The sequence below is a fragment of the Citrobacter sp. Cm046 genome, from assembly GCF_030333065.1.
GTDB classification, from domain to species: Bacteria; Pseudomonadota; Gammaproteobacteria; order Enterobacterales; family Enterobacteriaceae; genus Citrobacter; species Citrobacter murliniae.
In genome coordinates this window covers 95,037-120,262 of sequence record NZ_JAOWGP010000035.1, presented here as the reverse complement: position 1 = coordinate 120,262, position 25,226 = coordinate 95,037, and the positions used below count along the sequence as shown (strand labels likewise).

Here is a 25,226-nt window from a genome sequence, read left to right as displayed (position 1 = left end):
TCGGTTTACCGCCTGATTAAAGACACCGACTTTCCCCGCCCCGTCCACCTCTCTTCCCGACTGGTGGTTTTCGATGCCGCTGAAATCCGTCAGTGGCAACAGCGCCGCGCCGCCATTCGTTAATCCACGCTCAGGGATGAGCCGACTGATACCCCATCATGAAACGCGCCCCCTTCCTCAATAAGCAGTCTCCCGACCGCACGCTCGAAGTGGTGATCCTGGCCGGAAGCCTGGCATGGGAGACCTCACGCGCCTGGCGAAAAGATCCCGACCGGGAAGATGATGTTCCCCCGGTGGTACTCGGCCCGGATGAACTGGCCGATCTGGACAACCTGACCATAATCAGGCCCGACACGCTCTACGTCCGGGTACTCCGCACTGGCGATATCTGCGAAGAGGAGCTGCTAAAAATCGCCGTAAAACTGGCACACGCGGATGTGCAGATGGGCCGGCTGATGACCCCTGACGGTGAGTTGCTGGAGAACTGGACCGGACAGCTTGAACGCCTGCGACAGGAAAGGCCCTCCGACATCCTGCCGGAGCACTTCCGCCTCGATGAAGAGGCGCTGTGGTTTGATAAGCTCACCGAACGCCGGGACGGGGAAAGCGACGTCCAGCCCCAGCGCATCTGTTCCCCTCTGCGGGTCACCGCCATCACCTGCGACACTCATGACGGCAGTTATGGCCGCCTGCTGGAATGGCACACCACCACCGGACAATTGCGGCGCTGGGCTATGCCGATGGCGATGCTCAGCGGCAACGGCGAGGAGCTGCGGCGCATTCTGCTGGAGAACGGCCTGACCTACATCGCCACTCGCCCTGCCCTGCGCAGCCTGCTGTGCGAGTACATCTCACGGTCACTCCCCGGACGCCGGGTCACCTGCGTGGAGAAAACCGGCTGGCACAACGGGGTATACGTGCTCCCGGATGAGGTTATCGGTCCCGGTGGCGACAATGTCATCCTTCAGGGCAGCCACTATCTGACTGGCGGCTTTGCGCAGTCCGGTACGCTGGCGGAATGGCAGGAGCAGGTCGCCATGCTCTGTGCAGGCAACTCGCGTCTGGTCTTTGCCGTCTGCTGTGCGCTGGCCGCCCCGCTGCTGCGCCTGACCGGAACGGGCGGCGGAGGCTTTCATCTGCGCGGTGAGTCCACCGACGGCAAAACCACAGTGATGAAAGTGGCCGCTTCCGTCTGTGGCGGCACAGATTACTGGCACTCCTGGCGTGCCACCGGGAATGCGCTGGAGGGAATTGCCAGCCGACACAACGATGCCCTGCTGCCGCTCGATGAACTGCGCGAAGTGGACCCGCGTGAAGCCGGGATGATTGCCTATATGCTGGCAAACGGACAGGGCAAGGGGCGCGCCCGCACCGACGGCGAAGTGCGTAACCGCAGGCACTGGACGCTGCTGCTGTTCTCCACCGGGGAACTGTCGCTGGCGGAACACACCGAACGCGCCGGAGAACGCCTCTACGCCGGGATGGACGTGCGCATGGTACAAATCCCCAGCGACACCGGGCAGCATGGCGCATTTGAGCAGCTACACGGTTTTGCCAGCGGCCAGCAATTTGCCGATGCCCTCTGCGACCGGGTGTCCCGCTTTCACGGCACCGCCTTTCGTGCCTGGCTGGCCTTCCTCACCCGCGACCAGGACGCCAGCACCACACTGGCAAGAGAGTTACTTCGCCGCTACCAGACCGCCCTGATGCCGGAGCATGCCGGAAACCAGGTACAGCGCATCGTGGCCCGTTTTGCCCTGCTGGCAGTGGCCGGGGAGATAGCGACACTGAACGGCATCACGGGCTGGCAGGAAGGCACGGCGTATGAGGCGGTCCAGATCTGCCTGCACGCCTGGCTGAACGAGCGCGGCCATATTGCCAACCAGGAGGATGAAGGCGTGCTGGCACAGATCAAACGGTTCATCACCGCGCACCAGTACAGCCGCTTTGCCTCGTGGGATGGCCCGGGCCGCCCGCTGAATATGGTGGGCTTTCGCCGGGTGGAAAAAGATCCGCTGACGGGTGAAGAGCACACACTGTTTCACATCTTGCCGGAGGGCTGGCGGGAAATGTGCCGGGGCTTCAGTCCCGCCAGAGCGGCCAGATTATGCCAGGAAGCAGAATGCCTGCTGCCCGGCAGCGATGGGAAATACCAGTCGCAGGTTCGCCTGCCGGAGATCGGTAAAGCCAGGGTGTATCGGCTTACCTCCCGCATTCTCAGTATCTGAGTGCAGTCTCGCGTATCTTAATAAAAGGTGGTACAGGGTGGGACAAGTGGTACACGCAGAGCTGGCGCGGGTTTCAGCGTCCCACATTACAGAATTTGGTTTAAAAAAAGTGGTACAGGGTGGGACAGTCGTTGCTGAATCTGTCCCACTTTTCCGACTACCATTTTTCAGGTGGTACAGCGCAAAGCCACGGCTGGCGAGGTTGTACCACTTGTCCCACCTGTACCACCTCAAAAACAGAAGGAATGAAAATGGCGAAAAGGGACTGAAAAGGCAAAGGGTGAAAGGAAGGGAGAATAAGGGGAACGGGCCTGCCCTCAAAGGGAAAAACCAGTGTATCTGCCATGAGATAGTCGCTGGACATACCAAGAGGGGTAGCAACATATCAATTCTATATAACTTACTGTTTTGCAGATAAAGTGCACCATAAAGGCAGTCATAAAAATTCTTCGTCGGTTAACATACGGGCCCTTCTCTTATATTAATGATAAGTAAATCGTTATTTAGCTAATGCACATTGTTAAAACATCAATTAAAATGTGAAGGATATCTTGTTTTTGCTTATTAAAATTCTTCCGACACATCGTTAATGCTGAACAATAGACTCAGAAAGAGCAGTAAAAATCGAATTAATTAAGAGCACTAATTCATTGCGTTGTTTTGTTACAGTATCTCAAAAAATGTCATTTGATGTATTAATCATCCATAGAGTAACAATGTCCTTCAGGGCAAAAATCAACCAATTGAAATTCAATAAATATTAATATGAATTGAAAAATCATACTTATAATAAATACGCATAAAAAAAACGTGATTTTTTCACACCCAGAATATACCCAATTCAAATTACTTCAATATTGACATATAGTTTCCATGGGTTATTAATTAACATGTCGGCAACATTTTCATTCCGACAAAAATGATTATTTAATTGCCAATAAGGAGATGACTATGAGTACAACACCAGTGAAGCATATTGATTTGAAAAAAGTATTCAGCCTCAATGGTCAGAAAGGAAAAGTAGTCCTTGCTGTTCAAAATTAATACCAGCACATGGCTCTCATTTTAGTAATGAGAGCCATCTTTGGGAGAGAACACAATGGAACTCTTTAGCTTTAGCGACACAGTTAAATCTGTTGTTATTCTTGATATTGGAGCGAGAATTATACATGACGATCCCCCTATTTATGATTCCCTCATTCAGAATACTCATTGTGAGGTCATTGCTGTAGACGCAGATCCTGATGCCTGTAAGCAACAAATAAAATCTATGCAAGACAATATATTTTTAATAAAGAATGTTGTTCTGGGAGATGGTAAGCCTCACTCTTTTAACAAATGTTCACTGCCCCCTTGTTCATCCATATTGGAACCAAACAGGCATGTTCTTACCCAGTATTCAGGAATGATGCCCTTTTATGAAGTTGAGTCTATTGAACAGGTTAATACATTAACTCTGGATTCAGAGTTTAGGGATATCTTTCTCGATCTGCTTAAAATTGATGTCCAGGGGTATGAGCTTAATATATTGCAGAATGGTAAAAATGTGTTGGAATCTACAAGTGCTATCCATATTGAAGTAGGTTTTATTGAGAAATATAAAGGTCAGCCTTTATTCAGAGACATTGATCACTTTTTAAGTGAACAGGGATTTCATTTCCATTGTTTTACCGGATATGGGACAAGAACACCTGCTGGCATTTACGCAAACAACGATCCTATTTCAGGTGTGAATCAGTGGCTATGGTCTGATGCAGTCTATTATCATCGCCTGGATGACATTGAGTGGTGGCTCAGGGAGGACAGGTTATTACGTATGGCATTAGTATTCCATTATGTATGGCAATCTTATGATTACGCAGCTCACTGCTTGAAAACATATGATAAAGCAAATAAAACTGAACATCTCTCACACTACATATTATCATTAAATGAAAACACAACCATAGATCTACATATCAGCACAGGAATTGATGAGAACAAAATTCTGTCAGATTTTATAGCACAACAGAACTGAAATATAAATTCATACCAGAGAATTCAAAATGGCAAGGAAAATTGAAATCCCCTATTTCTTCTCTCATTTCCAGAAAGAACAATCTTTCGCTATAGACATTGACGAACAAGAGGACATTTCATTTAGAACACTGGATAATCTTGGATATAATGATGAGCTTGACAAGGAGTTCGATGAACTAAACCCTTTATCAGGCCCATTCCTTTTAAAAAAGGCCATTAGAGGTGATTTAATCGAGATTACGATAAAAAATATCCATATCACGCGAGATATAGGCTTGTCATCCTGTGGGATACTTCCAAAGTATTTAAAGAAAAATAATGCTTTACCTATTTTAGGCGAAGAGGTCGTTTTTTGGAAAGTAGAAGATAAAGCATGCACTCCTTTTATATGCGAAAAAATAACAAATCAATCAATTAAGTTAACCCCATCAATCGGATGCATCCGTTGTTCCGGAGATGAAAATGATAAAATAATTAGCTCGCTTGAATGCGATGAATATGGAGGAAATCTGGATTTCATAAAACTAAATGAGAATGCAAAAATTTATCTACCTGTACTGACAAATAATGCCTGGTTTTATATTGGTGATGTTCATGCAGCTCAAAGTGAAGCAGAGATTGGTGGTAGTGGCATAGAAGTCTCAGCAGAAGTGACTCTTAGCGTGTCAGTAGTCAAAAATGGTTTATCTAAAAAAATGCACTTATTAGAAAATAATAACATCCATTTTTTTGGTTTCGGAAATAACTTATCTCATTCATTAAAATCTGCTTTTGATGAAGCACTGTCTTGTCTTCGGAAAAAAAATGGTAATGACGCCTTATCCAGATTATTGATAAGCCAGTCAGCTAAAATTAATGTAATAAAACTGGAATCTCCTGTTATTGTCAGTATCTCACTTGAACAATCACTCTATTTTAAATAAGGAAAACATTATGATAAAAAATCCTTCAATGCCTGATAAAGCAGTTTCATTTCTGCTTTTTAGAAATATAGCCAGCCGCTTGTGGAGTAGTTACCAACATATCCTTGATGTTACAGGAAATAATAACTCAAAACTGGCATCTCTTGTAAATAAACACGCTAAAGATAAGAAGCCTTCTCCGTTCTTTGTTGCTGCCCATCATTTATTGGTGCAATATTATGTCAATAAAACCCCATTGATTAATCCATCACTTATTGAAGAACTACTGGAAATAGAGGATTATACCCACCATAATGAAATGGATATCCTTCCTTTTTACGAAGAGAGTTCATCTACTCAAGACAGAATTTGTCGATGGGCACTCATCTCTGACCAGTCAGATACCTACCCAAGTTATATTCACAACCATGATTACTTATTAACCCCCTGCTCAAATAAACGCTCTTACTGTGTTTCAAAAAATTTACTCCAGTATGCCATACAGATTATCGAGCTTGCAGATAAGAAACTCTATGAAGAAACCAGATTTATTGTGGATGAAATCAGGCTATTTGATGCGGTCAATGTTCGTGCTGGAACAGGCTTTAACACCCTGGGTCTGGTATACATTGGCGAGATAAAAGATGGTGATAATGTATCCCGGTACATTGAACATGTTGTCCATGAAGCAGCACATAATCTTTTATATGCACATTGGGCCAACACCCCTCTCCTTATCAACGAAACAGATGACCTTTATTTCACACCTTTTCGAAAAGATCATCGACCTATGAGTGCTATTTATCACGCAATGTTTGTTCTATGCCGAACCATATATGCATTTGACAAAATTTATAGAACGGATAAAGCTCTTATTGATTTCAGTGCGATCAGAAGCAACTATAATGAACAAGGGAATGATACGCCTTTCAAGATTAAATTCTTTCAAACGGTTGATGTAATAAAGAAACATGCCAAATTATCAAAAGCAGGGGAAAACATACTGGAAGGATGCATTGATATGGTAAGTAAAACCACACTGGAGATATGATGACCAACAATATAAAAATAATTATCAATACATTTCTTTTCGCTTTATTCTTAATGGGCGATGCTGCAAGAGCAATTTATTCCACTTATGCTCTGTATGAGGAGGTAAGTCCTGCCTTAACTATTTTCGCAGCATCGCTCCTCTCGTTTCTGGTTACGATCACAGTAAATTTGATTAGCAGAAAAAAAACTGATAAAAATCCATGTACAAACAATGTACTACGACTTTATTTCTGGCTGAATGTTTTCACCTGTATCAGTTGGGTTTCTGGTTATCTGGCTATTTATTATATCGTTCCGGCGGTCATGTCCAGTTTTGCCGTTTCAATTGGACCAATACTGTACCTTGTGTTTTTCAAGAAAACGGCATCTATACCGGAGTGGTGTATAGCGATAGCCATTCTGGCGATATCCGCTACCTTTTCAGGAATGAATTCTGTCGTGATCACACTTCATAGCAATAATAGTTATGCTCTGTTATTTGGTATACTCCTTTCCCTGTTATGTGGTATTTCTATTTTTATCAATACGTCGCTATCAAGAAAACTAAGCCAGGCGAAAGAAAGTCCTGTTAACATTAATACCTTTCGCTCATTACTGGTTCTTACAGGCGCATTCATTGTATGTGTCTGGCAACACGAATTTGATATTTCCTTCCCCCAGGGATATCACCTGCTGATCTTCAGCTTCTGGTTTGTTCTGATCCCACAACTGGCTCTTCAGGGTTGCATTAAAAATCTGGGGACCAGCATAACAACTATCGGTATTGCACTGTCGCCATTGTGCTCCATCTTTGTGCAGATAGCGCTATTTAACATACCAATAAGCCCCCCGGCGGTCATCTTACTCACACTGAACGTCTCATTACTCATAGCCCTGATGGTCAAACAAAAACAATCTTCGTCCAGTTAGACTGGCTAAACACATCGCATCTAGCCAAGTGACGCAAAATCTACGCCCGCAAAGGCTCGCTTAAGCGAGCCATTGCGGGCGGCATTTCAGGGTAATTAGCCATGAAAGCACCTTCACAGTGGATCCGTAAGCACCGGGTTCACAACTCCTTCATCAGTCCTTCCTGCCATGGCATTCTCCGGTAAAGATGATTTTTACCTTCTGATACTCATGAAACCTCATACTGCATCATGATGATAAAGTTATTTATTATCAGTGTATTATGGAAATAAATCAGCTTGACCATCGTATCCACAGTGCTATTTTTACGGTAACTGCCGCAGTCCTGGGACTGCACCCGAGACAGCCATGACCTTAGAGGACTGTGCCTGGCTGCTATGTCAGGTTGGTCAAGCCCTTAACCCCGCAAGCCGGACAATACGGCGGGGGCGTCTCTGACGCAGTCCGGTCGTTGTTGCTGCTATAACCTGTGCCAGCAAGAGGCAGGTTGGTACCGCGTCTTTAGACGGGGCGTATCTCTGCGCCAGTAAACAGGTTGCCTGAAACGGCGGCGCGTCACTTTGGAGGCGAAGCAAAACAAAGTGACGCCGACGCACACCGCTGCGCCAGCCGCCGTTTTATCAGGCTTATCGTTGTATTAACCCTCTGACGCCATCATTTCTGCGTCAAAAAGATAACAAGGAGGAATGAACAGTACCGGAGGCGGATCACGACGATCCGGGGGCATCCCTGCTGAGGCAGGCGGCCTGCACACCGTGCAGTACCGTACCCCACCATACCTCAACTCTCGCCTTCCGGCGCACCGGTATTGTTCAGCATGGCGCAGTTTTTACTGCGACAGCATCCACCACGCGCCGGAAAATATTGCTACCGCATCGGGCGGAGGAGTCAGCATGTCGCGACTGGCACAGGATATGAAAAAACTGGCGCACCGCGCAGGTGGCAGCCACAAAACCGTCCACGACCGCGAACAGATGGCGCAGCGTTTTGCCCGTCATCTGCTGGGGCAGAATATTCAGGTCATCCGCACCAGCCAGCTCAAAGCCAGACACATCACGGGATATATCCATGAACGGCTGGCGCAGGGTATTTCTCTGCGAACGCTACAGAATGAGATGGCGATGGTGCGCTCTATTCTAGCTGAAGCCGGACGCACACACCTCAGCCAGTCAGAATTAATCAGCAACCAGTCGCTCGGTATCAGTGGTGCCAGCCGTAACGGGACGCACCGGGCCATTCCGGATGCACTTTACCATCAGGTACTGGACCGGGTTCATCATATCGACGTAGGCCTCGCAGCCAGCCTGCAACTGGCGCGGGTGATGGGGCTGCGCGGTCAGGAAGCAGTACAGTGCTGCCAGTCTCTGAAAACCTGGGACAAACAGCTGGAAAAAGGGGCTGAACGTCTGCCGGTGATCTTTGGCACCAAAGGCGGACGACCGCGTATGACGCAGGTGATTAATCGGGACGCTGTTCGTCAGGCCGTGAAAGAGGCGCTGAATATTACCGGGGAGCGTGGCGGGCATCTGATCGATAAACCGGCTCTGAAATCAGCGATGGACTACTGGCACAACCATCTCCGCAATGCCGGACTGACGGGCGAATACTCACCCCACTCTCTGCGCTATGCCAGGGCGCAGGACGCGATCCGCTATTACGAGGAACAGGGACTGAGCCACAAAGAGGCGCTGGCGGTGACATCCACTGATCTGGGACATGGGGATGGGCGGGGGAGGTATATTGAACAGATTTATAATTCAAGATAAATCATAACATAGTTAGCAACTATAAATATCCTTAATAGAAACATGCTATAAAACCCAAAATAAATACATTGGGTCATTACGATGAATATAATAACCCAATCTATTATAAATTTATTTCTGTTCTATTTTTATCTGAGGTGTTTTTAGTGCATTCCTCTGCTGCATAGCTAGCTGATCTTTAATAGGGATATTTAATTTTTCAGCTATCCATGCTTTATCCTCATGGTTAGTATAATGCATGTGTAGATGCGTAATCATTATTTCCTGTAAAAGTCTTCGTGTCATCAAGTTATCTTTTACCAACAGCCAAATATCTCCAATATCGTTGCGATTTATCTTCTTTGTAAACTCCAGTTGAATTGTGATTTCAACTAATTTACTTATTTCAGTTCCAAATTTCTCTGATAACTTTGAATAATAGGAGGTAAGATCTTTATGTCCCACTGAGTAGGCAATTTTTTTAATTACATTCAGTGACATTATGTAGCTATACGTCCAATAAAATAAACTTGCCTCTTTTGCTATTTTATCCATACTCCAATTTTTCTTTTCAGATATCAGACGATGCACTTCAGATATAATTTCATCCTTTAACTCCCTCGTAATTGAATAATAGAAGCCTAAGAATCTAAAACCAATTGAATATGTTTCCATACCTAATTTTTCCAATTGTGGAATTGGTATAGAACCTTTCCTATTTCTTATTATCTGCCCTAATACCTCAACTGCCTTATAAGATCTATTAACATCTAACAAATCATTATTAATAGCAGACACATCTTCTTCTTCATCTCCTATATCTGCATCATATAAGCGTTCTTTTTTATCTTGTTGCTCAAGAGCTTTAACTCTTTCTTTCTCTACGTCTCTTGTTTCTAATACTATCTGAGGTATTTCACCTGCCATTTCGTTTAAAAAATCAACATCTGCTTTACCTAATGTAGCTTTCTCATACTCTTTAAAAATATTACTTAATCGTGATGTTATACATTCAATAATTTTGGTATCTTTAGTATGATGTGTTATAAATATCAATATATTGGCATTTTTCTCAGTATGGATCCTATCACATAACGTCTCAATGATACTCAGAGCATCTTCACTTGATAGTTCCGTTATCTTTTTTGCTGTAAAAAAATAATATATATATTTATATTGAAATTTTACAGTTTCGGCCCACATATGAATTATTTTTGAACGTTTTAACTTTTCAAGTATTTCATCATGTGAAACAATATAATAGTTATTAGAATAATACGTTTTAAATTCTTCTAACTCACTGTAATTGATAGCATGATTACCTTTCTGATAAATAAAATAGGACAATTCACCAAGATAATTAAAATAATCATTTAACTCATCGGCTTTAACGTTAGCCTTATTGAACGCCTGAATGATCAGCGAATGGTAACAATGCCCATAAGATGTAAGTGAAAAATTGCTTTGCGTATTAGATTCCAGTATTTGCAATATCATTAAAATAAATATTGGCTTACTTGGAACTATATTCTTCATTAAAATAGAATCTATATTTCTTTTTAGATTATCATTTTGATTCTGTATATCTTCAACAAAACAGGTTTCATCGATTCCAATCTGATTCCATTTTTCAACTAATTCAGATTTTTGCAGGTGACTAAACTCAGCAATCTCATATACTGTAAATTGTTCAAAATCTTTTAATAATTGATCGCTAAATCTAATTTTAGAGTCAGCAATAATTAAAATATTTTTATAATCTTTAGTTATTTTTTTTAATAATCCTCGTTGGAATTTCTCATTCATTGGTGACTCAGTTATATCATCAATAATAACAATAAGTTCATCACTAATTACTTTATCAACTGATAAATATTGTTCATTTAGAGAACCATTGATTACAGAATCAATTTCTGCGATTTTTTTAAACGCGTCACCTTTAATTAATACAGGCATCAGGCCAGCATCATGATATGTTTTAAATAATATTTTAGCTAAGGTTGTTTTACCTGACTGCTCACTGCCGATCAATAATATTTTATTATCAGTAACTTTAGTTTCATTAAGTGCATTTTTAGAATTTACAAAAACATCATAGTCATCAAAGTCGTATTTTGTTCTTTTCAAATCAGGATAAATGAAAAGATCATTAAGGAATAAGCACTCTTTTCTCCGATGCTGAATTGTAAATCCCAGTTCAGCAAGATATGTTTTAAATGTTGGATTTAATGTTCTTCCATCATCTTCTATCATATCTGTACTTGCTAATACTAAAGATTTTTTCTTTTCAAGAAGGTAGTTAATCACCTCCTCAATACCTTCCGAAATTTCTAGGTAAGCCTGATTTATGTTTTGATATGATTTAACAGGTTTTGCATCATTAGGGAGAGCATTAAATTTCGATAAATTCGATTTTTTAAATGTGCAGTAATCTAAAACTACAGGAATAATTCGTAAACCATCATCAAGAGATTTACGTTCTAAAGCCTTACTAACTTCTATGTCTATGCAATATTTTGATGTTAGAAAATCCTGTGTAATGAGGAAAATAAATACATCACTCTCTTCTATTTTAGAAGAAATAACATCATCAAACACATCACCAGCCATCAACTCTTTGTCATACCAAATCTCCATGTTTTGATTTGGCTTAAGATATTTTAATATATTTTCTTTATGTTCTTTATCATCATGGCTATAACTTATAAAAACACGAATTTTATCATTCATAATTAGCATCACTTCCTAATAAGATATACGGTTACATAAAGCCAATAAACAATAAACACCACATTGGTTATAATAAAATAAACATCATATAATTTAGCGTAATGAATTTCAAAATATAACTTCAACGATAAAAATGCTAGAAGAATAGCTGGAAAAATACGCTTATAGAAAAATGAAATGATTCTTCTATAAAAGATTTTTTCTCTTTTATAAAAGTCACCTTCAAAAGTAAAAAGATTTGTAGTTGGAAATAATTTATTTAATTCAACTTCAATACTCGATATATATTTATAGAGCATGTCAGCAAAAAAACACGCTTGTGTATATTTTACGAATAACACAAAAGAAGCTATACCAAAAGTCAAGAGCAATAATTGATCACCCGGAAGTTTTTTATCATTAATTTTACCAACACTAACTAAAACACCATTAACAAAATCTGAGTTTACAGTTTGAATAGCAATAAGCATAATTGAAACAATTAACATTAAAAATAATAAGTCTCGTCTATTATTAGATGTTTTAAGCGTTTCAACATTTGATTTATAATGTTCAAAAAGAAGATTGCATTTAAAATCGTCCACCCAACCCCCGAATTTATGGATATGAAGAAAAAAAACATAAGAATAATCGCATTCTATCAAGTAGTTGAGCAATTTACAGCATCGAAAATATCTAATACAATCATATACATAGTAAAAAAAACAAAAAATCGAGCATAAATAACTCAATACCTGTCTATTTTTCACACTAAATTGACATCATACGTGAGAAAAGGTTGATGCTAGTCACAAAAAAGGCTATTGATACTGAGCAATATCATTGCGTCAAAGAAATGAAATCGCGTCTAATCTATCTCCCATTAATTTTAAGCCTGCGATTCTTCCAGCTTCAGCCACTCCTCATACTTACTCGGCGAAAACGGTCTAAGCCTCACCAACGTCCCGGCGATCCAGCCATCAACCATATCCGCCCACTGCTGCAACATGTAAGCACGCTGCTGTGCATATTTCGCTTTGTTGTAAATTGCCCTCACCCCTTTTTGCTCATGCGCGAGGCATTTTTCTATCCAGTCTGATGGGTACCCTGCCTCGTGCAATAAAGTGCTGGCGGTTCGTCGCATGTCATGGACGGTAAAATGCTCCAGCGCCTTCCCCTGCGACTGTGCAACTTTTACCGTCGTGGTGATAACACCGTTGAGAGCTGCATTAGACAGCGGTTTGTTGATGCTATAGCGCCCGGCAAGTAAGTAAGGACTTCCTCCAGCACACATTTGCAGCGCCACCAGCAGATCGCAAGCCTGACGGGAAAGATAGACTACATGAGGCCGTCCCCCTTTCATACGGCCTTTGGGTATGGTCCATTCATTAGTATTGAAATTCACTTCATTCCAGGTCGCCTGAGTAAATTCACTTTTACGCACTAGGGTAAGAAAAATCAGCTTCAGGGCCAGTTTGAGCGTGGGCATGCCAGCAACGGTATCCAGCGTATTAAAGAAGATAGATATTTCCGGCAGAGAAAGGGTTCTGTCACGAGGAAGAAATGTGGCTATCGAACTGGCCTTGATATCCTGAGCGGGATTCTTAAAGTCATGTCCCCGATTTTTCGCGTATGTATAAACGCTACTGATAATCTCACGCGCCTGTACCGCCGTGGCCTTACCGCCACGATCCACGATGCGATCGCACAGGGTTCGAACCATTGATGGCGTAATCTCCGCCATTTGCTTGTTACCCAGAAAAGGAATGATGTCCCGGTCAATAACGGCCTGCTTCATCGACCTCGTGCTGTCAGCAAGGGAGGCACGCTTCATATAGGTGACGGTAAAATTTGCGAAAGTTTCCGCATTTCTGATCTGATTTTTACCGTCACGTTTCTTCACAGCAGGCGACACGCCTGACTTGATCAACTTTTTGGCGGCAATGAGTTGTTCACGCGCTTCAGCCAGTGAAATACCGTCAGCGCCATACTGTCCAATGGTCAGGGTTTCACGACGGCCATTAATCCGATAATCGTAACGAAATGAGCGAGTTCCGGTGGGCGATACGGCCACATAGAGCCCATCACGATCGGTAACTTTGTAGATTTTTTCCTGCGGTTTAAGTCTTTTAAGCTGGATATCGGTAAGCATACGCCCTCCGGAAATACCGTCAGAATTGACTAATTACTGTACGTATTGACTAAAGAGGACTGTCTACTTTTTCGACGATTACGTCAAATTTACCGTCAGGAACTGTGCGCCACATAGAAAATTCATGAATGCACATAAATAAAAACCCTCTGTAAAAACAGAGGGTTGATTGCATTTTTACCTGTTCATGAAAACTCAGGAAGGGTTATCGGCTTATTCCCACTCAATCGTAGCTGGCGGCTTACCGCTAATGTCATACACTACGCGGGAAATACCGTTCACTTCGTTGATGATACGGTTGGAAACACGGCCTAAGAAATCATACGGCAGGTGTGCCCAGTGAGCGGTCATAAAGTCGATAGTTTCAACAGCACGCAGGGAAACAACCCAGTCGTACTTACGGCCATCGCCCATAACGCCAACCGAACGAACCGGCAGGAACACAGTGAACGCCTGGCTTACCTTGTTGTACAGGTCAGCTTTGTGCAGCTCTTCAATGAAGATAGCATCCGCACGACGCAGCAGGTCGCAGTACTCTTTCTTCACTTCGCCCAGTACGCGCACGCCCAGACCTGGCCCCGGGAACGGGTGACGGTACAGCATGTCGTACGGCAGGCCCAGTTCCAGACCAATCTTACGCACTTCGTCTTTGAACAGCTCTTTCAGCGGTTCAACGAGGCCCATTTTCATCTCTTTCGGCAAACCGCCCACGTTGTGGTGAGATTTGATAACGTGTGCTTTACCGGTTGCAGAAGCGGCAGATTCAATCACGTCAGGGTAGATTGTCCCCTGCGCCAGCCACTTCACGTCTTCCAGACGCAGGGCTTCTTCGTCAAACACTTCGACGAATACGCGACCGATGATTTTACGTTTAGCTTCTGGATCGTTCTCGCCTTTCAGTGCGCTCAGGAAGCGTTCTTCTGCCGGGACGTGAACGATATTCAGACCAAAGTGGTCACCAAACATGTCCATCACCTGCTCAGCTTCATTCAGGCGCAGCAGGCCGTTATCAACAAATACGCAGGTCAGGTTCTTACCGATTGCACGGTGCAACAGCATTGCAGTAACGGAGGAGTCAACACCGCCGGACAGGCCGAGGATCACTTTATCGTCGCCAACCTGCTCACGAATACGGGCAACGGCGTCATCAATGATTTTTGCCGGCGTCCATAGAGCTTCACACTGGCAGATGTCGCGAACAAAACGCTCCAGCATACGCAGGCCCTGACGAGTGTGGGTAACTTCCGGGTGGAACTGCACGCCGTAAAAACGTTTTTCTTCGTTTGCCATAATAGCGAACGGACAGGTTTCAGTGCTGGCAACGGTGACGAAGTCAGAAGGAATTGCCGTCACTTTATCGCCGTGGCTCATCCACACGTCCAGCAGCGGTTTGCCGTCTGCTGTCAGGGAGTCTTCGATGCCGTGGATCAGGGCACTGTCGGTCTTCACTTCCACCTGCGCATAGCCGAACTCACGCTCGGTTGAGCTTTCTACATGACCGCCAAGCTGCATCGCCATGGTCTGCATACCGTAACAGACACCAAATACCGGTACACCAGCTTCGAACACGTACTGCGGCGCGCGCGGACTGTTGTCTTCGGTGGTGCTCTCAGGCCCACCAGAAAGAATAATACCGCTTGGGTTGAATTCGCGAATTTGTGCTTCCGTAACATCCCATGCCCACAGTTCACAGTAGACGCCCAGTTCACGTACGCGACGAGCCACCAACTGAGTGTATTGCGATCCGAAATCCAGGATGAGAATGCGATGTTTATGAATATTGTCTGTCATTGACGCTAATTCCGAGGCAAGTGAAACAAATTCGCCTGGCATATAGCCAGGCGCGGAAACATATCAGGAGCCCATGCGGTAGTTAGGGGACTCTTTGGTGATGGTCACATCGTGAACGTGACTTTCCTGAATACCGGCACCACTGATGCGTACAAATTCTGCTTTAGTGCGCAGCTCGTCGATAGTACCACAACCGGTCAGGCCCATACAGGAGCGCAGGCCGCCCATCTGCTGGTGGATGATCTCTTTCAGGCGGCCTTTATAGGCTACGCGACCTTCGATACCTTCCGGAACCAGTTTGTCAGCGGCGTTATCGCTCTGGAAATAACGGTCGGAAGACCCTTTGGACATCGCACCCAGAGAACCCATACCACGGTAAGATTTGTAAGAACGGCCCTGGTACAGTTCAATCTCGCCCGGAGATTCTTCAGTACCTGCCAGCATGGATCCAACCATGACAGCAGCAGCACCAGCGGCGATAGCTTTGGCGATATCGCCAGAGAAACGGATACCGCCGTCGGCGATAACCGGAATACCAGTGCCTTCCAGCGCTTCAACCGCGTCAGAAACCGCAGTAATCTGCGGAACACCTACGCCGGTAACAATACGAGTAGTACAGATAGAGCCAGGACCGATCCCTACCTTCACTGCGCTTACGCCAGCCTCTGCCAGGGCGCGTGCACCTGCGCCAGTCGCTACGTTACCGCCGATGATTTGCAGATTCGGGTATTTGGCACGCGTTTCGCGAATACGCTGCAACACACCTTCAGAATGGCCGTGAGAGGAGTCAATCAGCAGAACGTCAACGCCCGCGGCAACCAGCGCGTCAACACGCTCTTCGTTACCTGCGCCAGCACCTACTGCAGCACCTACACGCAGACGACCATGCTCATCTTTACAGGCGTTAGGTTTACGCTCAGCTTTCTGGAAATCTTTTACGGTGATCATGCCAATCAGGTGGAAACCATCGTCAACAACCAATGCTTTCTCAACGCGTTTTTCGTGCATTTTGGCAAATACAACATCACGCGCTTCACCTTCGCGCACAGTCACCAGACGCTCTTTCGGCGTCATGTAAACACTAACTGGCTGGTTGAGGTCGGTTACAAAACGCACGTCGCGACCGGTGATGATACCGACAAGTTCGTTATCTTCAGTCACAACCGGGTAGCCCGCAAAACCGTTACGCTCAGTCAGTTCTTTCACTTCGCGCAGAGTTGTGGTTGGCAATACAGTCTGAGGATCAGTCACTACGCCTGATTCATGTTTCTTCACACGGCGAACTTCTTCCGCCTGGCGCTCAATGGACATGTTTTTGTGGATAAAACCGATGCCGCCTTCCTGTGCCAGTGCAATTGCAAGGCGCGCTTCAGTCACGGTATCCATGGCTGCGGAGAGCATAGGAATATTCAGACGAATGGTTTTCGTCAGCTGCGTGCTGAGATCAGCAGTATTCGGCAGAACGGTGGAATGAGCGGGAACGAGGAGGACGTCGTCAAACGTCAGGGCTTCTTTGGCAATACGTAGCATGGGCAATATCTCGACCAGAGTGGTTAATAAATATTGCCGTGGCATTATACAGAGCGTAACCGATTGCATCCACACTTTTTTGCAAAAAAACCTTGCGATCCCCTGTGGGCGGGTTACTATCGATTGAATAACCTGCTGATTTAGAATTTGATCCCGCTCACATGTTATCCTCCCAGACCTCTTCAATTTTTACCGTAAGTCGCCTTAACCAGACGGTGCGTCTGCTGCTCGAGCAAGAAATGGGGCAGGTATGGATCAGCGGCGAAATATCTAACTTTACCCAGCCCTCATCAGGTCACTGGTACTTCACCTTAAAAGACGATGGTGCCCAGGTACGCTGTGCGATGTTCCGCAACAGCAACCGCCGTGTAACCTTTCGCCCGCAGCACGGACAGCAGGTGCTGGTTCGCGCCAACATTACGTTGTATGAACCGCGCGGCGACTATCAGATTATTGTTGAAAGCATGCAGCCTGCAGGTGAAGGCTTGTTACAGCAAAAATATGAGCAACTCAAAGCCAAACTTCAGGCTGAAGGGCTGTTCGATCAGCAGCATAAGCAACCTCTGCCCTCTCCGGCCCATTGCGTCGGCGTGATCACCTCGAAAACCGGGGCCGCATTGCACGATATTCTCCACGTGTTGAAACGACGCGATCCTTCCCTGCCCGTTATCATCTATCCGACTGCCGTTCAGGGTGATGAAGCGCCTGCTCAAATCGTTCGCGCCATTGAACTGGCGAATGCGCGTAGCGAGTGCGACGTATTGATCGTTGGTCGGGGCGGCGGTTCGCTGGAAGATTTATGGAGCTTTAACGACGAACGTGTAGCACGGGCAATTTTTGCCAGCCGCATTCCGGTAGTCAGCGCCGTCGGCCATGAAACCGATGTAACCATCGCCGATTTTGTTGGTGACCTGCGTGCGCCAACGCCGTCAGCCGCCGCCGAAGTGGTAAGCCGCAACCAGCAGGAATTACTACGCCAGGTGCAGTCCGCACAACAGCGTCTGGAAATGGCGATGGATTATTTTCTCGCTAATCGCAGTCGTCGCTTTACCCAGATTCATCACCGCTTACAGCAACAACACCCTCAGCTACGCCTGGCACGTCAGCAAACCACGCTGGATCGCCTGCAAAAACGCATGAGTTTTGCGCTGGAAAACCAACTCAAACGCACCAGTCAGCAACAGCTGCGACTGGCACAGCGACTGAACCAGCAAAACCCGCAGCCGCGTATTCATCGCGGGCAGACGCGTATCCAACAGCTCGAGTATCGTCTGGCAGAGCTCGTCCGCGCACAAATGAGTGCAACACGCGAACGTTTTGGCAATGCGGTAACACATCTGGAAGCCGTCAGCCCACTGGCAACGCTGGCGCGAGGATACAGTGTCACTACCGCAACGGACGGAAAGGCTCTGACAAAAGCGAAGCAGGTAAAACCCGGCGAAACGCTCACAACACGCCTTAGCGATGGCTGGGTGGAAAGCGAGGTGAAAAAAATCACCCCGCTCAAAAAACCACGTTCGCGCAAAGTAAGCTAAATTCACTGACCGTAAACGTTACTGTATGCAGGTGGCGAAACCTTTGTCCGTTGCCGGATGAACAATGCAGTTCTCCGTCCCGTTGGATTCATTGTATCCACAGAAGTAACTCGAACTCGTCGTATTAGATAAATAGAGATAGCTCGGCGTTGTTGGCCAGCCAGTGCTACTCATCTGGTTGTGCAAGGCGTTCAAGTCGTTGATATCAGGTGCATCGCTCAAGCTGCCACATTGCGCAGCCAAATCGTACTGACCGGTATTGTGGGTATAGGCCAGCACCCAATGCTCATTATCCAGATTCAGGCTGAGCGGAGCGGTAAAGCCTGAGCGCATTTCAGAGGTCAGTAATGGACGATGCAACTGTTTGCCATTTACTGTAACCGTATCCGGCATGTGTCCCCAGAAATTTGCCGACGCTACGTTCGGGCTGGTGACCACGGTAAAAATGGCGTCCAGCGTCGCGTTAATACTGGCGTTATTATCGAGCGTAACTTTCAGCGTCGTTTTATACCCCGGCGTATTGTTCTGCTTAATCGTAAAGGTCGCCGTACCGTCTGCTCCGGTAGTACCTTTTACTGAGTTACCGTTGTCGGCAAGTGTAACCGCAGCACCGGATGGCGGCTGAACGGTGAGATCGTCCATCGCATCTACGTCGCCGTACAGCGTTTCTCCCACATTCCGGGGCAAGGCATCACCACGCGTCAGAGTAAAGGCGACATTTGGCACCGTTTTCCCGGCACTATCTTTCACCGTTACGGTGACGGGCAGAGCGTCTCCTTTTTTCGCTTTCGCAGCCTGAGTACCTGTATCAAACGCCGTCGAGGTCAGTTCAATCATTTCCGCTTTAGGATGTGGATCCACCAGACAAAGAATCAGGTTTGTGATTGTCGTACTGATATCCCGCCGCCACTTACCGTCAATGAAACTGATAGACTGGTTATCCCATTTACTTCCCGATTGCATCTGGTCATACGCCCACCAGTTAGCGCCAGTGAAAAGCGGTAACCCCAGGTCAGTTTCTATCTTCGAGTTCGGGTGATCGTTATACAAAACCTGTAGTTCACTGCGCAGCGGCTGATACTCCTCGCTACACCCTGACTGGCTGCTGTCTGATTTATCGACTCCCGACGGTTTCGCCCAATCCTCACGATTAATAGTGATAAAGGATGCCCCCGACAGTTCAGCTTTAAGCTGCGGACGTCGGAACTTCACGCCAGCGCTACTGGTGAACGTTTCCGGCATATGACCCCAGAAGTTCGCTTCTGGGGTGTCCGGGCTTGTGAGCGTGGTAAAAACGGCGCTTAGTGTTTGCGATGCAGCACTTCCATCATCCAGTGTCGCCTGCAGTGGTATTCTGACACCCTGCCCCCTGCCAGTCTGGTAAACGTCCAGCATGACGGTACCGTCGGGGCCGGAAACACCGTAAAAATTATCGTCGGTCAACAATCCAACGATCTGACTGGCATTATCTGTGACCCAAATCAGCACTGACTGATAATCATGCCATTCAACGCCCTGGCGGTTTACCGCTACGCCATGATTAATCATGAAGGGCGCATTTCCCAAAAGGTTGCCCTTACTGTCACGCGTGGTCACCTTAAAGACTGCGCGCTCATGGTTGTCTGGTTCATCGGTTTTGACTTTAACCACATCGTAGCCGTCAATTTTAACCGCATCACTCGAAGTCAGCTCAACCTTTGCCACCATCAAATTAGCGGTGGTCTGGCAGGTCATATACCTCATGTCACTTGCAGACAGGACGGTACTGGTTGCATTACTGAGCTGGACGCTTTTGTATCGTCGATCCCCTGAATTTGCGGGATTCGCAGAGCTGGAGCCATAGTTTTTCAGGACAGGCCAGCCATCAACCTCATGCCCTCTCCAGCTACCTGATAAACCTGACAGCGAATCCACATTGGGAATATATGCCGCCCCGCAGCCACCATTGCTGCTCTTCTCCGCCTGCGCTTCGGTAAACAGCGCCCAGATTTCGTTATCTTCCTCCGGCCCTTTACGTTTATTGCCGGGATTACCCGTAAGTTCAGCAAATAAGATTGGGCGCTTAAAAGTTATACCGTCTGCCACTAACGTTTGCGGCATATGGCCCCACATTTTCGCTTTACTGGTATCCGGGCTGGTGGGCACGGTGAAAATAGTATCTATGGAGGCTTTTTTGGTCGGATCAGAGTAAAGCGTAGCAGTGATAGCCGTTTTGGTGCCGTGGGTGTCTGGCCGGGTAATAGTAAGAATTTTGCTGCCATCATTGCCAGTTATGCTGGTGTAGAGCGTTGCAACATCGTTCAGCGAAGTTCCTTCCACCACCACCGGAGCAACAATGCCGTCACCGCTACCGGCAATGTGTTTTTCATTGGATCGGGTATATCCATCGCCACGATTAAGGGTAAATGGCATATCCGGCATCGGATTGCCTGCCGCATCTTTTATCGTCACCTTCACCTGTAACGTTTCGCCCTTTTTAAGCTTCGCGGCGTTCAGTGAACTACTCCACTGCGCCTGATCCACCACCTCCAGGGTGATGTTCTGAGCAGAGGGATTCGCGGTGGTCAGACAGCTCATATAGACGGGTGAGCTGTTGTTATTTACCAGCGTGCCGTTGTTCAGCCAGGTGGCGTAGAGATGCGGTACTTTATCGGCTGGTGTGCTACTCCAGTATTCCTCGCGTTGGGTCGGCCAGCCGTGTACGGCCTGAATGGCGTTATTGCTGTTGGCATCGTATAGCGCGGCCAGCTGCGTTCTGCCCGGTACCTTATTCGGTTCGCAACCGCCTGCAGAGATATCGTCGATATCTGCCTGCGCAACACGCGCCCAGATTTCATTATTTTCGGTTAGCGAACTCTGCTCGCCTGCCACTTCTGAGGCTAATTTCGGGCGTTCAAAGGTCAGGGGGCCGACATGAATGGTGTCATCCATATGCCCCCACATTTGCGCGCCGGAAACATCCGGGCTGGTTGGGACGGTAAAAACGACGGAGTAATTAACGGTATTCGGCAGGGAGGAATTGACCGGCATAACGGTAAGCGGTGTTCTTAAACCCACCCCCTGCGGCTGTTCAATTTCTATCGTAGCGATCCCCTGCGCATCTGTGGAGCCGGAATAGACTGTTGATGTCTCCCCGGTACCGTACTGTGTGCCGTTCACGGTGATAACACCACTGGTCGGATCGGTGTAGCCTGACGCCTGACCAGCCCGATCAAGCCCCATTCCTTTGGTAATCGTAAAAGCCGCATTAGGGACTGGCGCATTATTGGCAGCATTGACGGTATGCACCGTCATAGTGATTTTTTCACCGACCTTCGCTTTGGCAAGTTTTGAGTCCGGCGCAGTATCTTTGTCGGTATCGACGACCACTTTCGCTATCAGCTCGTCGGCAGAACAGGTGAGGTAGTTTGGCTTAAGCCCTGAATAGGAATCGACCGCCCCGCTCCCCAGGTCAACGGAGACATGCGTGTCAGGTTGCGCCACGGCCGTCAGATAATCCTGCTTTGCCGTCGGCCAGCCGTGTTCGGTACTGATGGTGTTTTCCTGGTGGTCTGCATATAAGCTTTCCAGAGAGCGTTGTTCAGGAATATGTCCGGCACCGCATTCTGTCTCCATGCTGGTGCCTTGATCAAACAGCGCCCAGTCCTCGTTATTTTCACGCACCGAACCGACTTCGTTAGTCGTTTCATCCACCAAACGTGGGCGTTTGTAGAGATGACCCGCTTCCATAATCCCATTGCCCATATGTCCCCACATTCGGGCATATGAGCTGTCCGGGCTGGTGACGACGGTGAAGATCACGTCTTTTGCGTCCGTGGCGGTAAAGTTGCTGCGCATCTTCGCCGTGATATGCGTTTTTACCCCAGCGCCACCGGCGTTCGTCAGCAGCACAGTCGCCTGGCCATTGACGTCGGTCATCCCCTCATAGTTGTGCTCGTCCATCTTCCGCAAATTACTGTCGCCCGTGAGCTGTACCGGGTGAATCTCCCAGTCCGGACTGGTTTCGCCCTTGCGGTTGACGCCATCATCCAGATGCAGCGAGAAGTAGTAGTATGACAGCGGCTGATTATTATCTTTCTTATCGGTAATGGACAGACGCATGGCAACCTGTTCGCCCACCTGCACTTTCGTCGCCTGTAGACTCTTATCATACTGTTCCAGCGTCAGCGTAAGCTCCGGCTCGACATCAGGCTCTGTTTTATCCACGCAGCTCACGATGAATTTTGTGCTGTCCGGCTTTTGCGCTTCGCTGCGGTCAGACACGTCTGCCGCATGATGCTGCCCGGTCATACCAGCCAGAGATGACCAGTAGTAGTTACCCTGCATCGGCCAGCCTGCGACTTCCTGAATGGAGGTCGGAACCACCGTTGCCAGCGCGCCGAACTGGCGCATCCCTGGCAGAATAGCGCAGTGTTTATCAGCCCCGCTCCAGATAAATGTCGACCAGGTTTCGTTGTGATCCTCAACCGTACCGTCTTCATTGCTCACTTCAGCCGCCAGTTTCGGGCGGGTAAAGGTGTACTGCTGCGCCGTCAATGTGTCTTCCATATGGCCCCACATGTTAGCCTGCGATACATCGGGGCTGGTAAGGACGGTGAAGATCACTGCTGTTTCGCTGGTCTGTGCGATCCCCGGCAAATGGACAGTCAGAGATGTTTTAACCCCCGGACCATTCTGCTGCGTCACCTTCACCATCGCCACACCACTGGCATTGGTAGTGCCATGATATTCCGTCGCGGAGGTGGTCAGCTCCGTGGTCTCCAGCATTACCGGCCCGGCATTGTTCACCACACCCTGACGGTTTTTTGCATCACCGCGCTTGATGATAAATGGAATATTGCCCGCGGGATTTCCCTGGCAATCTTTCGTGGTGACGATCAACGTAATGGCATCACCGACTTTGGCTTTCGCAGCGTTAAGCGTGTCGTCATAGCCAGCAACGTTCACGGTAACCAGATCGCCCTGCGCTGGCGCAATATTCAACGTCACCAGCTTTTCGCTGAGTACAACCGGACCTTGATTTGGTGTACCGGTCAACGTGAACAGATCCAGCGAGGGTAAGCTTTCATTCGGATCAAACTGTGGGATCGCTGCCAGTTTATGTCCTGCCAGATTTTGTGCGCAGAAGGAACGATCCGGCCGGGGTTGCGGGTTGAGCGGTATATCCGGCGTAGCGGCTTCGGTCCAGACCAGTGAAACAGCGGGCAGAGTCTGATTTGCCCAACGTAGCATGGGTGGACTACCGAAGATGTCGCCCTCCGTATCGCGCGGGTTAATAAGCACCATACTGGTAGCTGTTGCATCCACGCTAAAGTCCCTGGGCATTGCATCAAAAGCGACCGCGTGCTCTGTGGTGGGATCAAGTTGGACGCTGCCCTGATAGACCGGCACGCTGGCACTATCAGCAAAGGGGCTGGTGCCGTTGATCACCCCGGTTGAAATCCCTGGTTGTATCCATTGCCCTCCTTTTAACGCCGCCTGTGAAGGGAATATCACCGCAGGAGTAAGCAACAAAAAAATCATCCATTTAGCAAGCTTCTGATACCCATCCATGAGTAAAAACCACCTTTTCATCATCTTTGTTCAATACGTTTTGATTAGAGGCTTTCGCTAAGCAAAACGTATGGAAAATGCCATCCCATAAGGGATGACATTTATTGATGTTACTTGCGCTGGAAATCGATAGACAAACCGTAGCCCTGAACACCGTCGTTGCCAATGGTGATGCCATCTCCGGTATAATCGAAAGCTGCCTTCGCTTCGGCATTGGTAAGCGGAATAACCAGATCCTGGTTGTTGTTGCCAGGATTGACCAACCCACCCGCTGTACCCAACTGCAAGCTGGTGCCGGTGAACCGCCAGCGATAGTTATACTGGTTGGTAACCTCTTCGCCCGTATCGTATTTATCAGGCGTTCCCCCCGCTTTATCTTTCCACAGCAGGACCTTATAGGTGGTATTGGTTTTAAGTTTGGTGGTTGTGCCAAGCAGGTTGGTGGTTGAGCCGGTTTCATAGATAACAGCATGCACTGCATCATCAAATACCGGGCCCTCTGGGATATCATCGCTGTCCGATCCCCCACCCGTATTGGCTGACAAATCGTTCAGCAAAATCTCCTGTGCCACATTAGGATCGCCGGTGGTTGTTGTCGGTGTTATTTTGATACCGATATAGCGATCTGCATCCGCGTCTACAATCGTGTAGCTATCGCTGCCTTTCGAACCGATCTCCTGAGGATCTGCACCAGACTGATCGCTGTAACTCATCCACTGCACGGTTGCTTTTGTCGCTGTGTTATTGTTATCCAGGTCACCCTGCTCATCGCCAATGGCCCAGTTTATCGTCACTTTGTCGCCGACATGGAACTGCCTGTCACCTTCAGAGCTGACTGTACGACTGCCGCGATCAACAGTAACAGTGACATGCGCTTTATCAGTATCGGCAATATCTGTCGCGCTTCGGGTGATCCACGGCACCGTCCCTTGAATGCTCCCGGTATTCTCTGTCACTGACTGCCATTGCCCGGCTTTCAGTTGCCCATCTGCCGCTATCGCTGGCACTGCACAATAACCCGCTAAAGCCAATGCCAGCGCGACTTTGGTCAAATGCTGTTTTGTTTCCTGCTGCATATTTACTCTCCTTAGTTAAACTTC

15 protein-coding genes are annotated in these 25,226 nt (G+C 47.2%); 8 read left to right on the top strand and 7 right to left on the bottom strand.

Features of this window, described 5'->3' with window-relative positions:
* From OGX98_RS06650 to OGX98_RS06620, 7 genes are all read left to right on the top strand, one after another.
* The coding region (locus OGX98_RS06650; protein WP_286595012.1) for an AlpA family phage regulatory protein at nt 1–123 on the top strand (123 nt) is incomplete at its 5' end.
* A 35-nt stretch (nt 124–158) separates the two neighbouring features.
* Nucleotides 159–2,228: a DUF927 domain-containing protein gene (locus OGX98_RS06645; protein WP_286595010.1), complete on the top strand. Its 2,070-nt coding sequence runs from the start codon at nt 159–161 to the stop codon at nt 2,226–2,228.
* Nucleotides 2,229–3,327: 1,099 nt separating this feature from the next.
* Nucleotides 3,328–4,245 carry an FkbM family methyltransferase gene (locus OGX98_RS06640; protein WP_286595009.1) on the top strand — a complete coding sequence of 306 codons (918 nt, stop codon included), beginning with the start codon at nt 3,328–3,330 and terminating at the stop codon, nt 4,243–4,245.
* Between the two features lie 28 nt (nt 4,246–4,273).
* Nucleotides 4,274–5,170, top strand: a complete 897-nt coding sequence (locus OGX98_RS06635; protein WP_286595008.1) for an acetamidase/formamidase family protein — start codon at nt 4,274–4,276, stop codon at nt 5,168–5,170.
* 10 nt (nt 5,171–5,180) lie between these two features.
* On the top strand, nt 5,181–6,200 hold the full coding sequence (locus OGX98_RS06630; RefSeq protein ID WP_286595007.1) for an aKG-HExxH-type peptide beta-hydroxylase: 1,020 nt from the start codon (nt 5,181–5,183) through the stop codon (nt 6,198–6,200).
* Entirely contained in the window at nt 6,197–7,111 is a 915-nt protein-coding gene (locus OGX98_RS06625; protein WP_286595006.1) for a hypothetical protein, read from the top strand. Before OGX98_RS06630 ends, OGX98_RS06625 begins: the two co-directional genes overlap by 4 nt.
* 893 nt (nt 7,112–8,004) lie before the next feature.
* Complete coding sequence (locus OGX98_RS06620) at nt 8,005–8,877, top strand: integrase domain-containing protein (protein WP_286595011.1); 873 nt, start codon at nt 8,005–8,007, stop codon at nt 8,875–8,877.
* 111 nt (nt 8,878–8,988) lie between these two features.
* Here the strand turns inward: OGX98_RS06620 and OGX98_RS06615 are convergent, their stop codons facing one another.
* The 5 genes from OGX98_RS06615 to guaB form a co-directional block, all read right to left on the bottom strand.
* A complete protein-coding gene (locus OGX98_RS06615) occupies nt 8,989–11,586 on the bottom strand; it encodes a TIR domain-containing protein (RefSeq protein WP_286595005.1) in 2,598 nt (865 codons plus the stop codon).
* 8 nt (nt 11,587–11,594) lie between these two features.
* Nucleotides 11,595–12,170: a hypothetical protein gene (locus tag OGX98_RS06610; RefSeq protein WP_286595004.1), complete on the bottom strand. Its 576-nt coding sequence runs from the start codon at nt 12,168–12,170 to the stop codon at nt 11,595–11,597.
* Nucleotides 12,171–12,454: 284 nt separating this feature from the next.
* Nucleotides 12,455–13,717 (bottom strand): tyrosine-type recombinase/integrase, encoded by a 1,263-nt coding sequence (locus tag OGX98_RS06605; RefSeq protein ID WP_286595003.1) that lies wholly within the window; start codon nt 13,715–13,717, stop codon nt 12,455–12,457.
* 213 nt (nt 13,718–13,930) lie between these two features.
* Nucleotides 13,931–15,508 carry a glutamine-hydrolyzing GMP synthase gene (guaA, locus tag OGX98_RS06600; protein ID WP_045446095.1) on the bottom strand — a complete coding sequence of 526 codons (1,578 nt, stop codon included), beginning with the start codon at nt 15,506–15,508 and terminating at the stop codon, nt 13,931–13,933.
* A gap of 63 nt (nt 15,509–15,571) precedes the next feature.
* Entirely contained in the window at nt 15,572–17,038 is a 1,467-nt protein-coding gene (gene guaB, locus OGX98_RS06595) for an IMP dehydrogenase (protein WP_045446098.1), read from the bottom strand.
* Nucleotides 17,039–17,199: 161 nt separating this feature from the next.
* Here guaB and xseA point away from each other — a divergent pair, with 161 nt between their 5' ends.
* Nucleotides 17,200–18,573: an exodeoxyribonuclease VII large subunit gene (gene xseA / locus OGX98_RS06590; protein ID WP_284096376.1), complete on the top strand. Its 1,374-nt coding sequence runs from the start codon at nt 17,200–17,202 to the stop codon at nt 18,571–18,573.
* Nucleotides 18,574–18,591: 18 nt separating this feature from the next.
* Here the strand turns inward: xseA and OGX98_RS06585 are convergent, their stop codons facing one another.
* Nucleotides 18,592–24,126 (bottom strand): adhesion domain-containing protein, encoded by a 5,535-nt coding sequence (locus tag OGX98_RS06585; protein ID WP_286595002.1) that lies wholly within the window; start codon nt 24,124–24,126, stop codon nt 18,592–18,594.
* A 110-nt stretch (nt 24,127–24,236) separates the two neighbouring features.
* Nucleotides 24,237–25,202 (bottom strand): SinI family autotransporter-associated protein, encoded by a 966-nt coding sequence (locus OGX98_RS06580; RefSeq protein ID WP_045446108.1) that lies wholly within the window; start codon nt 25,200–25,202, stop codon nt 24,237–24,239.
* Nucleotides 25,203–25,226: the final 24 nt, after the last annotated feature.